Origin of the sequence: Pseudomonas kielensis (genome assembly GCF_014236655.1) — a bacterium.
Taxonomy (GTDB): Bacteria; Pseudomonadota; Gammaproteobacteria; order Pseudomonadales; family Pseudomonadaceae; genus Aquipseudomonas; species Aquipseudomonas kielensis.
Map to the genome: position 1 here is coordinate 37,425 of NZ_JACMYG010000014.1, position 12,453 is coordinate 49,877.

The 12,453-nt window shown below is 62.7% G+C and carries 13 protein-coding genes; 9 read left to right on the forward strand and 4 right to left on the reverse strand.

What is annotated here, in order from left to right; genetic code table 11:
• Positions 1–21: 21 nt before the first annotated feature.
• Both H7995_RS15050 and H7995_RS15055 read right to left on the reverse strand, forming a co-directional pair.
• Entirely contained in the window at positions 22–1,740 is a 1,719-nt protein-coding gene (locus H7995_RS15050) for a C13 family peptidase (protein WP_166590452.1), read from the reverse strand.
• Between the two features lie 103 nt (positions 1,741–1,843).
• Positions 1,844–2,299: a MaoC family dehydratase gene (locus H7995_RS15055; protein WP_166590451.1), complete on the reverse strand. Its 456-nt coding sequence runs from the start codon at positions 2,297–2,299 to the stop codon at positions 1,844–1,846.
• 182 nt (positions 2,300–2,481) lie between these two features.
• Here H7995_RS15055 and H7995_RS15060 point away from each other — a divergent pair, with 182 nt between their 5' ends.
• The 3 genes from H7995_RS15060 to H7995_RS15070 are packed head-to-tail and all read left to right on the forward strand — an operon-like array spanning position 2,482 to position 4,158.
• Positions 2,482–2,844, forward strand: coding sequence for a CidA/LrgA family protein (locus tag H7995_RS15060; RefSeq protein ID WP_166590450.1), 363 nt, complete (start codon positions 2,482–2,484; stop codon positions 2,842–2,844).
• On the forward strand, positions 2,841–3,557 hold the full coding sequence (locus tag H7995_RS15065; protein WP_095166287.1) for an LrgB family protein: 717 nt from the start codon (positions 2,841–2,843) through the stop codon (positions 3,555–3,557). Before H7995_RS15060 ends, H7995_RS15065 begins: the two co-directional genes overlap by 4 nt.
• A 10-nt stretch (positions 3,558–3,567) precedes the next feature.
• Positions 3,568–4,158, forward strand: a complete 591-nt coding sequence (locus H7995_RS15070) for an LON peptidase substrate-binding domain-containing protein (RefSeq protein WP_166590449.1) — start codon at positions 3,568–3,570, stop codon at positions 4,156–4,158.
• A gap of 7 nt (positions 4,159–4,165) precedes the next feature.
• Here H7995_RS15070 and H7995_RS15075 read toward each other — a convergent pair whose 3' ends face one another.
• Positions 4,166–5,482 (reverse strand): bifunctional DedA family/phosphatase PAP2 family protein, encoded by a 1,317-nt coding sequence (locus H7995_RS15075; RefSeq protein WP_182342470.1) that lies wholly within the window; start codon positions 5,480–5,482, stop codon positions 4,166–4,168.
• Positions 5,483–5,525: 43 nt separating this feature from the next.
• Positions 5,526–6,209 (reverse strand): DNA-3-methyladenine glycosylase, encoded by a 684-nt coding sequence (locus H7995_RS15080; RefSeq protein ID WP_166590447.1) that lies wholly within the window; start codon positions 6,207–6,209, stop codon positions 5,526–5,528.
• Positions 6,210–6,396: 187 nt separating this feature from the next.
• Between H7995_RS15080 and H7995_RS15085 the strand changes: the two genes are divergently transcribed.
• The 6 genes from H7995_RS15085 (at position 6,397) to rodA (ending at position 12,445) form a co-directional block, all read left to right on the forward strand.
• Complete coding sequence (locus H7995_RS15085) at positions 6,397–7,668, forward strand: glutamate-5-semialdehyde dehydrogenase (protein WP_185818561.1); 1,272 nt, start codon at positions 6,397–6,399, stop codon at positions 7,666–7,668.
• Entirely contained in the window at positions 7,637–8,359 is a 723-nt protein-coding gene (nadD, locus tag H7995_RS15090) for a nicotinate-nucleotide adenylyltransferase (protein ID WP_371927843.1), read from the forward strand. Before H7995_RS15085 ends, nadD begins: the two co-directional genes overlap by 32 nt.
• 73 nt (positions 8,360–8,432) lie before the next feature.
• Positions 8,433–8,927, forward strand: coding sequence for a ribosome silencing factor (gene rsfS / locus H7995_RS15095; RefSeq protein WP_166590444.1), 495 nt, complete (start codon positions 8,433–8,435; stop codon positions 8,925–8,927).
• Positions 8,928–8,936: 9 nt separating this feature from the next.
• The gene (gene rlmH / locus H7995_RS15100; protein WP_185818562.1) at positions 8,937–9,404 is read left to right on the forward strand and encodes a 23S rRNA (pseudouridine(1915)-N(3))-methyltransferase RlmH; all 468 of its coding nucleotides are present in this window, start codon (positions 8,937–8,939) and stop codon (positions 9,402–9,404) included.
• A gap of 10 nt (positions 9,405–9,414) precedes the next feature.
• Positions 9,415–11,310 (forward strand): penicillin-binding protein 2, encoded by a 1,896-nt coding sequence (mrdA, locus tag H7995_RS15105; protein WP_166590443.1) that lies wholly within the window; start codon positions 9,415–9,417, stop codon positions 11,308–11,310.
• A gap of 31 nt (positions 11,311–11,341) precedes the next feature.
• Positions 11,342–12,445, forward strand: a complete 1,104-nt coding sequence (rodA, locus tag H7995_RS15110; protein ID WP_166590487.1) for a rod shape-determining protein RodA — start codon at positions 11,342–11,344, stop codon at positions 12,443–12,445.
• Positions 12,446–12,453 lie beyond the last annotated feature (8 nt).

Sequence of the window (12,453 nt, forward strand, 5' to 3'; positions counted from 1 at the left end):
TCTCCCTTGATACTGTTCAGCTTAGTTGCTCTTTGCGTCCGTGTTGTTCAACGCCGCATTTTGCAGCGCTTTTCGTGCTTGCTGTTTGCGCAGCACCTGCCAGCGCGCCAGGACCCCCTTGGGTGCCCAGATCTGTGGTTCAGAGGCTTCGAAGTTGTCGGCCAGTTCCCGTTCGGCAACCGTGGCCTTGGCCAGCTTGAAGGCGTGTTCGAGGTCGTCGGTCTGGTTCAGGGCCTGGGCGAACAGGGCATCGCCGAAGTAGGTGAAGTCCGCCTCCTCGGAGCAGCCGAACGACACCCGATCAGCCTGCGAGGCGGTCATGACCAGCGTACGATTGTCCTTGAGGGCCGGCAGGAAACCGCCGGAGTAACAGGCGGAAATCACGATGATCTTGTCGCGGTTTTTCAGCGGCGCCAGGACGGCGGCCAACTCATCGGCGGGCAGGTCGGCCAGCTCCATGCGTGGTTGGTCGAGCACCAGTTCGTGTTCGTGGGTGCCGTGGCTGGTCAGGTAGATGAACAGCAAGTCTTCCGGACCGCTGCGCTCGGCCAGGGTCAGGGCCGCGCGGCGCAGGTTTTCCCGGGTGGCCATGGGCCGGTCGCTGAGGTGGTCGCGGTGGTTGACCAGGCGGATCTGGCCATAGGCGCCAAACCGGCTGGCCAGCATGTTGCTGACGTAGTCGGACTCGCGCAGGAATACGCTCTGCTTGCCGTCGCCGCCGAGCGTCAGGCTGTACAGTTCGACCGCGGGAGTTGAGGCGGGCACATTGGCCAGTGCTTCATCGAGCAGTCGGCCCTGGGCCAGCAAGCCCAGCTCCAGGGTATCGGGCAGCAGTTTGCCGTCGGCATCACGCACGCGCTGGCCATTGATCCAATCGCCGCTCTGCACCGTACCGTCGGTCAGTACCAGTGTGCCGTGGCCCTGATAGCTGTCGTTGTCGAACTGGCCGACGTAGAAGCTGCCATCGGGCAGGTTCAGGCGCCCTTGGCCTGTGAAGCGCCAGTCGCTGAAGTGCCCGAGGTAGTGACTGTTGTCGGCGCCGATCAGCTCGCCCTTGCCGCTGAGCGCGCCTTCCTTGAATTGGCCGATCCACACGTCGCCGTCGGCGTTTTCGTAGCGGCCTTTGCCGTGCAGCTGATTCTGTTTGAAGCCACCGACATAGCTGTCGCCTTCGGCGCTGTTGAAGCTGCCGATGCCGTCCAGTTGGCCGTTGATGAAGTGGCCGCTGAACTGATTGCCGCTGGCATCGCTGCGCTGGCCTTCGCCATTGGGTTTGCCGTGGGCGAACTGGCCCTGGTACTGGCTGCCGTCTTCGAGCTCAAGGCGGCCGAGTCCGGAGTACTGGTCGGCCTTGAATTCGCCCCGGTAGGTCATGCCGTTTTCCTTGAGCGTGCCCTCGCCGTCGCGCCGCCCCAGTTTAAAACCGCCGGTGTAGCTGCTGTCGCTGGTGCTCAGGGCGCCCTGGCCATGGAACAGCCCTTGCTGGAAGGCGCCGCGGTAGACCTCGCCATTGCTGCCGTGCCATTCGCCTTGTCCGTGCCACTGGCCCTTGTCGAACTGGCCGGCGTACCAACTGCCGTTCGGGTAGTCGATGCGACCCCGGCCTTGCAGCAGCCCGTCGACCAGGTCTCCCCGATAGCGGCCGCCGTCGGGCAGGCGCGCGTCCGGCGGCAACAGCGATTCGCCGTCGCCACAGGCGGTGAGCAACAGGGTCAATGCGAGGGGTACAAGTGAGCGCATAGCAGGATCCGGGTGATTAGGCGACCGAGTATGCCGCAGCTATGTGCCTGATAAATAGAGACGCGGTGCGAAACAGCAGCAACTGCTCCGCATCCGGCAGGGGTTACACGAACGCCAGCGACAGGGGTTCGGCGATATAGGCCGGTTTTTCCTGGCCTTCGATTTCCAGGGTGGCGGTGGCCTTGAGCAGCCATTGGCCGGGTTTTTTCTCGGTGACTTCGGTCAGATCGACCTTGAGCCGGACCCGGGAATCGACTTTCACCGGCTGGATGAACCGCACGCTGTCCAGGCCGTAGTTGACGACCATTTTCAAGTCCTGGGGCAGGACCATGATGTCTTCCATCAGTTTTGGAATCAGCGACAGCGACAGGAAGCCGTGGGCAATGGTGCTGCCGAATGGCGTCTGTGCGGCCTTTACCGGGTCAACGTGGATGAACTGAAAGTCACCCGTGGCTTCGGCGAACAGGTTGATGCGTTCCTGATCGATGGTGAGCCATTCGGAACGTCCGAGTTCCTTGCCGACATAATTCTTGAGCTCTGCAACGGGTACATAGGGCATTGAGACTCTCCTTGGGTTCATCGGTTTTATAGTTTTTCTGAGTGAGCTGAAACCACCTTAGATCATCATGGCGGTGGGTGCCGGTCAATCCTCCATACCATTGGCGAATACCCATGCATAGCAGATGCCATGCTTATAATGGCAGGCCCGTTTTGGGGGGCGAGTCTTGTGGGGGATGATTCATGTTGCTTCGCGGCCTGACCTGGCTGGTGCTGTTTCAATTGCTCGGCACGGCCATCAACCATTTGCTGTTGCCGGTGCTGCCGGGGCCGATTATCGGTCTGCTGCTGTTGCTGGTGTTCCTGATCGTTCGCGGTGAAGTCGGCGAGCCACTGAACCTGGCCGCCGGTAGCTTGTTGCGCTATTTGCCGTTGCTGCTGGTCCCGCCTGCGGTGGGGGTGATGGTGTATGCCGCGGATATCGCGGCCGACTTCTGGGCCATCGTCGGCGCACTGGTGTTGTCGTTGCTGCTGTCCATGGCCTTTGCCGGGGTGCTGATGCAATGGCTGGTCAAGCGCCAGGCTCGGCGGGAGGAGCGCTCATGATGTTTGACTGGCAAGGCGCGGTGGCGGCGGTGATCCATCACCCGCTGTTCGGGATCGGCATTACCCTGGGGGCTTATCAGTTGGTGCTGGCGGCGTTCGAGAAAACCCGCTGGATCTTCCTGCAGCCGGTGCTGGTGTCCATGCTGCTGGTGATTGGCGTGTTGCTCACCTGTGGCTTGACCTATGCCGAGTACCGTAAAAGCACGGAAATCCTCAGCATCCTGCTGGGGCCGGCGACGGTGGCCCTGGCGGTGCCGCTGTACCTCAACCTGCGGCGCATCCGCCAACTGTTCTGGCCGATTTTTACTACGCTGGTGGTAGGTGGGGTGGTCGCTACCGGTCTGTGCGTGTTGCTGGGCTGGTGGTTTGGTGCCGAGCACATGATTCTGATGACCATGGCCCCGAAGTCGGTGACCTCGCCCATCGCCATGCTGGTGGCCGAGCAGATTGGTGGCGTGGCGGCGTTGGCGGCGGTGTTTGTGCTGATCACCGGGGTGATCGGGGCGATTTTCGGCCCGGCGCTGCTCGATCGCCTCGGGGTCCATGGCCCCGAAGCCCGCGGCATGGCCCTGGGCATGACCGCTCATGCGGTGGGCACTTCGGTAGCCTTGCAGGAAAGTGAAGAGTGCGGTGCGTTTGCCGCGTTGGCGATGAGCCTGATGGGCGTGGCCACGGCGGTGTTGTTGCCGTTGGCGGTGTCGATGGTGGTGTAAGGACATGTCTATGAGTCTGGCGCTTTTCCCTCTGAACACGGTGCTGTTTCCCGGCTGTTTCCTTGATCTGCAGATTTTCGAGGCGCGCTACCTGGACATGATCAGCCGCTGCATGAAGCAGGGGGCAGGGTTTGGCGTGGTGTGCATTCTTGAGGGCAAAGAGGTCGGCCTGGCTGCGCAGGGGTATGCACGGGTCGGCTGCGAGGCGCGGATTACCGATTTCAAGCAGCAGGACAACGGCCTGCTGGGGATTCGCGTGCAGGGTGGGCGACGCTTCAATGTACTGCGCAGCGAAGTGCAGCGTGATCAATTGACTGTCGCCGAGGTCGAGTGGCTGGACGAGTTGCCCGAGCAGCCCTTGCAGGAAGAAGACGCCGACCTGATGGCCTTGCTCAAGGCGCTGGCCGAGCACCCGATGGTCGAGGCGTTGAACATGGGCACTGACGCCGCAGGGCAGCAGTCACTGGCGAACCAGTTGGCCTACTTGCTGCCATTTTCCGAGCTGGAAAAGATCGGGCTGCTGCAGGTCGATGATCCGCAACAACGCCTGGATGCGATCCAGGCGTTGTTGGATGAACTGCAGGGCGATTTGTTCGCCTGAGGTTGTCTCAGTACGCGTAACGCATCATCGCGTGCGGCAGATTCTGCAGGGCGTAGAAGCCGAACAGCCCCACCATGACGGGCAGGATCAGCCACCAGATTTTCGCTGGCAGTGGCTCGAGTGGTGCCTGACGCTGACTCAGCCACAGGCTGGCGGCACACACGCAGGCCGCCAGCATGGCTCCGGCCACCACGTCGGTGGGCCAGTGAGCCCCCAGGTAAACCCGCGACAGGGCGATGGCCAGGGCCGGCAGGCAGCCGAGCAGCACCCAGGTCAGGCGCATGCGCTGGGGTTGTCCTCGACCCGCCAGCACGGCCAGGGCCAGGAACAGCGCAAACGAACCGGAGGCGTGGCCGCTGGGCATGCTGTAGCTGGTCAGTGGATCGGTCAGGACTTCCGGGCGCATCCGCGCGAACAGCTGCTTGGTGGCGGTATTGGCCAGGGCCGTCACCAGCAGGGTGCCGCCGGCGAACAGCAAGTGCCGCCATTGCCGCGTGGCCAGCAGCACCAGGGTCAGCGCCGCGCTGATCACCAGCATGTGCTTGAACTCACCGAGTTGGGTCAGCATCACCGCGAACTCGTCGAGCAGCGGCTTGCGGTGTTCCTGCACCAGCGTCATCAGGCCTTGATCAAAGGCGCCGAGGTGCGAATAGCCGACAAACAGCCCACCCAGGATCACCAGGCTCAGGCCGGCGATCAGCAGGGTAGAGCGCCGATGACCGCGCAGGCCGCTGTTGATGCCCAGGCCCACCAGTACCGCGATGCTGCCCACTACCAGTCCGGCCTGGGGCCAGAAACCCTCGGGCAGTGGCAAGCGGATAGCCGCCCCGGTGGCCCAGCCCGGTAGCAGATAGGCCACCGCCCAGCCGGCGCCCGCCAGCAGGCTGACGGCAAAAAAGCGCGGGAAGGGCATGTCGAACATCCCGGCCACCATTGGCAGCATCGGGCGCAGCGGGCCGATAAAGCGCCCCACCAGCAGGCTGGCGATCCCATAGCGCTGGAAATAGGCTTCGGCACTGCCGATCCATTCCGGGTGGTGACGCAGGCCTGGTAAGCGCCGGATGTTCTGATGGAAGTGTCGGCCGAGGAAGTACGACACCACGTCCCCCAGCAAGCCACCGAGAAAGCCCAGCAGCAAGGTTTCCCCCAGCGACAGGGCGCCGCTGCCCGCCAGTACCGCAACGGCAAACAACAGGACGGTGCCGGGGACGATCAGTCCGGCGATCGCCAGGCACTCAATGCAGGCCACGATAAAGACGGCTGCCGCCAGCCATTGCGGGTTTGCCGTCAACCAAGCGGTCAGGCTATCGAGCCATGGGCCCATAGGTACAACTCCAGGATTGTTGTTGGCCCATCGAGGGCAGGAATCAGATCAGTAAATAGTCGCGGCCTTCGACCTGGCCGCGGCGTAGAGGGTTCCGTGTGCAGTAGGGCGCGTAGGCGCTGTCGACGAAGCGGTACATCAGGTGTTCATCGCGTCCGTGGGGGATGCCCAGGCGAGTGGTCTGGATCACATGGGGTGGCGGCCGGCCAAGGTCTTCGACAAACAGCACTTGAGGGTCAAAGCGCTTGGCGTCCCAAATCGGTACTTTAAGTCCCAGGGCCCTGCACAACAGGGTCTGGCCGGCGCAGAGCTTCTGCGAGGGGCGCGGCCGGCCATTGGCGTCGGGGTTGTTGAGCAGCATCTGGGCCAGGCTCGCGGGCCCCGAGACCTCGTCGACCCAAGGATAGGCGGACTTGATCAGGACCGCATTGCCGGGTCCGTGGGCGCTGAAGTTCAGGGAGTCGCCGCCGCGGGCGTAATACATGTAGATGTGCCCGCCATCCAGAAACAAAGCCTTACGCTTTTCTGTGTAGCCGAGGGAGGCATGACTGCCTTTTTCGTCGCAGTAATAGGCTTCGGTCTCAATAATTTTTGCCGAAAGCCACAAATCGCCCACGCGATGGCGGATGACTTTGCCCAGCAATTCGCAGGCGAGCACCTGTGCGTCGCGGTTGAAAAAGCTGTCAGGCAGGGCCTTTGGCTGCTTGGGATGGGGCAGGATGGACATGGGTCGCAGCATTCAGAGAGCAAATGTGGCGTTATGATAACAACCAGGGCCTTAATCCAGGCTGAAGACTGACTATTTGCTGTCCATTTCGACCATCCGCCCGTCACCGCTGTTAGTCGAGTGACGCGACAGCTATAATCTGCCGCTTTACTCTTTACCACGACCATAGCAAAGACCACTCCAGACTATGACTGAGTCCGTTCTTGACTACATGACCCGCTTGGGTCGCGCTGCGCGCGATGCTTCCCGCGTGATCGGCCGTGCCAGCACCGGGCAGAAAAACCGCGCCCTGCTGGCCGCCGCGAACGCTCTGGATGCCGCACGCGCCGAGTTGACCGCCGCCAATGAGCTGGACCTGGCCGCTGGCCGGGCCAATGGCCTGGAGCCGGCAATGCTCGAGCGTCTGGCCCTGACCCCCGCACGCATCGACGGCATGATCGTCGGTTTGCGTCAGGTGGCGGCCTTGCCGGACCCGGTAGGCGCGATCCGCGACATGAGTTATCGGCCGTCGGGTATCCAGGTGGGCAAGATGCGCGTACCCCTGGGTGTGGTCGGGATCATCTACGAATCGCGGCCAAACGTGACGATCGACGCCGCCAGCCTGTGCCTGAAGTCGGGCAATGCGACCATCCTGCGCGGTGGCTCCGAGGCGATTCATTCCAACCGTGCCATTGCCGCCTGCATCCAGCGCGGCCTGGCCGAAGCCGGACTGCCGGCTGCCGTGGTGCAAGTGGTCGAGACCACTGACCGTGCCGCCGTGGGCGCGCTGATCACCATGCCGCAATACGTCGACGTGATCGTACCGCGCGGCGGCAAGGGCCTGATCGAACGGGTCAGCCGCGACGCCCGGGTGCCGGTGATCAAGCACCTGGACGGCATCTGCCACGTCTACGTCAGTGCCCACGCCGACCTGGCCAAGGCCCAGCGCATCGCGTTCAACGCCAAGACTTACCGCTACGGCATCTGCGGCGCCATGGAAACCCTGTTGGTCGACCAGGCGGTCGCCAAGGACTTCCTGCCGGCCATGGCGGCCCAGTTCCGCGAAAAAGGCGTCGAACTGCGTGGTTGCGAGCGGACCCGGGCAATCATCGACGCCGAAGTCGCCACCGAGCAAGACTGGAGCACCGAGTACCTGGCGCCGATCCTCTCGATCCTGGTGGTCGACGGCCTGGACCAGGCCATCGAGCACATCAACCATTACGGCTCGCACCATACCGACTCGATCGTCACTGAACACCAGGGCGACGCCCGGCGTTTTGTGGCCGAAGTCGACTCGGCGTCGGTGATGATCAACACCCCGACCTGCTTTGCCGATGGCTTCGAATACGGATTGGGTGCCGAGATCGGCATTTCTACTGATAAGCTGCACGCCCGCGGTCCGGTGGGTCTCGAAGGTCTGACCTGCGAGAAGTACATCGTGGTCGGTGATGGCCAGTTGCGCGGTCAGGAGCCGGTCTGACTTGGGCGACCTCGAGCCGTCAGCCACCGTGACCCGTCAGGCACCCTGTCCCCGGCGCATTGGCGTACTGGGCGGGACCTTCGACCCGGTGCACATCGGTCATTTGCGCGGTGCGCTGGAGGTGGCCGAGTCGCTGAATCTCGATGAGTTGCGCCTGACGCCCAGCGCCAGGCCACCCCATCGGGGTACGCCGCAGGTATCGGCGCTCGATCGTCTGGCGATGGTCGAATGCGCGGTGGCTGGGGTTGCACCCCTGGTGGTGGACGACCGCGAACTCAAACGCGACAAGCCGTCCTACACTATTGACACCCTGGAGCTGATGCGCGCGGAACTCGCCGCCGATGACCAGGTATTTTTACTTTTGGGCTGGGACGCATTTTGCGGCCTGCCCACTTGGCACCGCTGGGAAGAGTTGCTCCAGCATTGCCACATCCTGGTGCTGCAACGCCCGGATGCCGACAGCGAACCGCCGGATGCCTTGCGCAACCTGCTGGCCGCGCGCTCGGTGAGCGACCCGCTGGCCCTCAAAGGGCCGAGTGGACAGATTGCATTCGTCTGGCAGACACCGCTCGCGGTATCCGCCACCCAGATCCGTCAACTGCTGGCCAGCGGTAAGTCGGTACGTTTCCTGGTGCCCGACGCGGTCCTGGCCTACATCGATGCGCACGGACTTTACCGTGCGCCGAACTGAATAGGAGTGCCTCAAGGCACGTGGCAACAACGTGTATTGATGCGCCCGAACATACGAGCAAAACGAGTTTTATATGACTGACAAAGACCAAACCAAAGTAAAGCGTAAAGGCACGTTCAAGAGCGCCCCGCTGCCAGTAGAAGCGCACACTGGCGTGATCCTGGCTGGCGAAGAGCTGGTCAAGGTTGCCGTAGCGGCCCTGGAAGACGTCAAGGCCCAGGACATCCAGGTGATCGACGTTCGTGAGAAGCAGAGCATCACTGACTTCATGATCATCGCCACCGGTACCTCCAACCGCCAGATCGGCGCGATGCTGGACAAGGTCCGCGAAGCGGTCAAGGCACAGGGCGTCAAGCCGCTGGGCGAAGAAGGCAAGGGCGACAGCGACTGGGTCCTGCTGGACATGGACGATGTCATCGTGCACATGATGACCGCCTCGGCACGCCAGTTCTACGACCTGGAGCGCCTGTGGGCCGGTGCCGAGCAAAGCCGTTCGGCCAGCGCCGCGCACCACAGCCCGGAAAACACCCATGAGCACTTCACCAAGCTCAACAAAGACCAGCAATAAGGGACCGCTGTGCGACTGCGACTGATCGCCGTCGGTTCACGCATGCCCAAGTGGGTGGAAGAAGGCTGGCATGAATATGCCAAGCGTCTTCCGTCCGAGCTGGCGCTGGAACTGGTGGAAATACCGCTCAACACCCGGGGCAAGAATGCTGACGTGGCGCGTTTCATTCGCCAGGAAGGCGAAGCCATGCTGGCCAAGGTCGGGCCGAACGAGCGCATCGTCACCCTCGAAGTCCACGGCAAACCGTGGAGCACCGAGCAACTGGCGGTGGAACTCGATCGCTGGCGCCTGGACTCGCGCACGGTGAACTTCATGGTCGGCGGCCCCGAGGGGCTGGCGCCGGAAGTCTGTGCGCGGGCTGATCAGCGCTGGTCGTTATCGCCCTTGACCTTGCCGCACTCGCTGGTGCGGATCCTGATCGGCGAACAGCTGTACCGTGCCTGGACTGTTCTGTCCGGCCACCCTTACCACAAGTAGTTCTGCCCTCATGCCCCAGCCGATCCGCATCAAGGACCACGAAAAAGACGCCCGTCTGGTGCGTGGCCGTGTCGTGTTCGGGGCAATTGCAGTGGTGGTGCTGATCGGCGTGCTGATTGCGCGGCTGTATTTTCTGCAGGTGATCCAGTACGAGTACCACTCGACCCTGTCGGAAAACAACCGCGTCCACGTTCAGCCGATTCCGCCGACGCGCGGCCTGATCTTCGACCGTAATGGCGTAGTGATTGCCGACAACCGGCCCAGCTTCAGCCTGAGCATGACCCGCGAACGCTCCGGCGACTGGCAGCAGGTCCTCGATGTGATCGTCGAGGTGCTGCAGCTGACGCCCGAGGACCGGGTGATCTTTGAAAAACGCATGCGCCAGGGGCGTCGGCCGTTCGAGCCGGTGCCGATCCTCTTCGAACTGACGGAGGAGCAGATTGCCCGCATTGCGGTGAATCAGTTCCGCCTGCCAGGCGTCGAAGTGGTTGCCCAGTTGGTGCGCCATTACCCTCAGGGCGCGCATTTTGCGCACTCGGTGGGCTACATGGGGCGGATCAACGAAAAAGAGCTCAAGACCCTCGATCCGGTGAACTACAGCGGCACCCATCATATCGGCAAGACCGGTATCGAACGTTTCTACGAGCCCCAGCTGCACGGCCAGGTCGGCTACGAAGAAGTCGAGACCAACGCCCGAGGCCGCGTGCTGCGGGTGCTCAAGCGCACCGACCCGATTCCCGGCAAGGACATCGTCCTGAGCCTGGACATCAAGCTGCAGGAAGCGGCCGAAGCGGCTTTGGGCGGCCGTCGTGGCGCGGTTGTAGCCCTGGACCCGAACACCGGCGAAGTCCTGGCGATGGTCAGCCAGCCGAGTTTCGACCCGAACCTGTTCGTCACCGGTATCAGCTTCAAGGCCTATGCCGAGTTGCGTGACTCCATCGACCGACCGCTGTTCAACCGCGTGCTGCGTGGCCTGTATCCGCCGGGTTCGACCATCAAGCCAGCCGTGGCGATTGCCGGCTTGGACTCCGGGGTGGTGACGGCTTCCTCGCGGGTGTTCGACCCGGGTTACTACCAGTTGCCCAACTACGATCACAAATACCGTAACTGGAACCGCTCCGGTGACGGTTTTGTCGACCTCGACACGGCGATCATGCGTTCCAACGACACCTACTTCTATGACCTGGCCCACAAGCTGGGGATCGATCGGTTGTCGGCCTACATGGGCAAGTTCGGCATCGGCCAGAAGGTCTCGCTGGACATGTTTGAGGAATCGCCGGGGCTGATGCCGTCCCGCGAGTGGAAGCGCGCTACTCGCCGCCAGGCCTGGTTCCCGGGGGAAACCCTGATCCTGGGGATTGGCCAGGGTTACATGCAGTCCACCCCGCTGCAGCTGGCCCAGGCCACGGCACTGGTGGCCAGCAAGGGCAAGTGGATTCGTCCGCACCTGGCCAAGACCATCGAAGGCGAAAAGCCGGTGGACGACAACCCGATGCCGGACATCATCCTGCGCGATCCGCTGGACTGGAACCGGGTCAACCATGGCATGCAGCAAGTGATGCACGGTGCTCGCGGCACGGCGCGCAAAGCGGCGATCGGCGCGCAATACCGGATCGCCGGCAAGTCGGGTACCGCTCAGGTGGTCGCGATCAAGCAGGGCGAGAAGTACGACCGCTCCAAGGTGCAGGAACGCCATCGCGACCACGCCTTGTTCGTGGGTTTCGCACCCGCCGACAACCCGAAAATCACCGTGTCGGTGATGGTCGAGAACGGCGAGTCCGGCTCCGGCGTCGCCGCGCCGGTAGTCCGTCAAATCATGGACGCCTGGCTTCTGGACCAGGACGGCCGGCTCAAACCTGAGTTCGCCAGCCCCAATACCGCGGAGGCTACGGCCCGTGAAGAGTAATTTCGATCGCATTCTCTCCAGCGAGGATGTGATGCGTCGCCGTGCGACGCTGTTGCAACGCATGCACATCGACGGTCCGCTGCTGATCCTGCTGCTGATTCTGGCGGCCGGCAGCCTGTTCGTGCTGTATTCGGCCAGCGGCAAGAGCTGGGACCTGCTGGCCAAGCAGGCCACCTCGTTCGGCATCGGCCTGGTGTCGATGGTCATCATCGCCCAGTTCGAGCCGCGCTTCATGGCGCGTTGGGTGCCGCTGGGCTACGTGTTCGGCGTGGTGCTGTTGATCGTGGTCGACATCATGGGCCACAACGCCATGGGGGCGACGCGCTGGATCAACATTCCCGGGGTGATCCGCTTCCAGCCCTCGGAGTTCATGAAGATCATCATGCCGGCAACCATTGCCTGGTACCTGGCCAAGCGCACGCTGCCGCCACAACTCAAACACGTCGGGGTCAGCCTGATCCTGATCGGCATCCCGTTCATCCTGATCGTGCGCCAGCCCGACCTCGGCACCTCGCTGCTGATCCTCGCTGGCGGCGCTTTCGTGCTGTTCATGGGTGGCCTGCGCTGGCGCTGGATCATCAGCGTGCTGGCGGCCACGGTTCCGGTGGCGATCGCCATGTGGTTCTTTGTCATGCACGACTACCAGAAGCAGCGCGTGCTGACCTTCCTCGACCCGGAGAGCGATCCGCTCGGCACCGGCTGGAACATCATCCAGTCCAAGGCCGCCATCGGCTCCGGCGGGGTATTTGGCAAGGGCTGGCTGCTGGGCACCCAGTCGCACCTGGACTTCCTGCCGGAAAGCCACACCGACTTCATCATCGCGGTGATGGGCGAAGAGTTCGGCCTGGTGGGCATTTGCGCCCTGTTGCTGATCTATCTGCTGCTGATTGGCCGTGGCCTGGTGATTACCGCCCAGGCCCAGACACTGTTTGGCAAATTGCTGGCCGGTGCACTGACCATGACGTTTTTTGTTTACGTTTTCGTCAACATCGGTATGGTCAGTGGCCTGTTGCCGGTAGTAGGGGTGCCGTTGCCGTTCATTAGCTACGGCGGAACTTCGCTGGTGACGCTGCTGTCAGCGTTTGGGGTTTTGATGTCGATCCATACCCATCGTAAGTGGATCGCGCAGGTTTGAATAAGGTG

Bases quoted from the DNA above. Each gene is read 5' to 3' on its own strand.
- H7995_RS15070 (WP_166590449.1), top strand. From the start codon at position 3,568: ATGAGTCTGGCGCTTTTCCCTCTGAACACGGTGCTGTTTCCCGGCTGT.
- mrdA (WP_166590443.1), top strand. From the start codon at position 9,415: ATGCCCCAGCCGATCCGCATCAAGGACCACGAAAAAGACGCCCGTCTG.
- H7995_RS15080 (WP_166590447.1), bottom strand. From the start codon at position 6,209: ATGTCCATCCTGCCCCATCCCAAGCAGCCAAAGGCCCTGCCTGACAGC.
- H7995_RS15075 (WP_182342470.1), bottom strand. From the start codon at position 5,482: ATGGGCCCATGGCTCGATAGCCTGACCGCTTGGTTGACGGCAAACCCG.
- H7995_RS15085 (WP_185818561.1), top strand. From the start codon at position 6,397: ATGACTGAGTCCGTTCTTGACTACATGACCCGCTTGGGTCGCGCTGCG.
- rodA (WP_166590487.1), top strand. From the start codon at position 11,342: ATGCGTCGCCGTGCGACGCTGTTGCAACGCATGCACATCGACGGTCCG.
- H7995_RS15055 (WP_166590451.1), bottom strand. From the start codon at position 2,299: ATGCCCTATGTACCCGTTGCAGAGCTCAAGAATTATGTCGGCAAGGAA.
- H7995_RS15060 (WP_166590450.1), top strand. From the start codon at position 2,482: ATGTTGCTTCGCGGCCTGACCTGGCTGGTGCTGTTTCAATTGCTCGGC.
- H7995_RS15050 (WP_166590452.1), bottom strand. From the start codon at position 1,740: ATGCGCTCACTTGTACCCCTCGCATTGACCCTGTTGCTCACCGCCTGT.
- rsfS (WP_166590444.1), top strand. From the start codon at position 8,433: ATGACTGACAAAGACCAAACCAAAGTAAAGCGTAAAGGCACGTTCAAG.
- H7995_RS15065 (WP_095166287.1), top strand. From the start codon at position 2,841: ATGATGTTTGACTGGCAAGGCGCGGTGGCGGCGGTGATCCATCACCCG.
- nadD (WP_371927843.1), top strand. From the start codon at position 7,637: ATGGCCAGTTGCGCGGTCAGGAGCCGGTCTGACTTGGGCGACCTCGAG.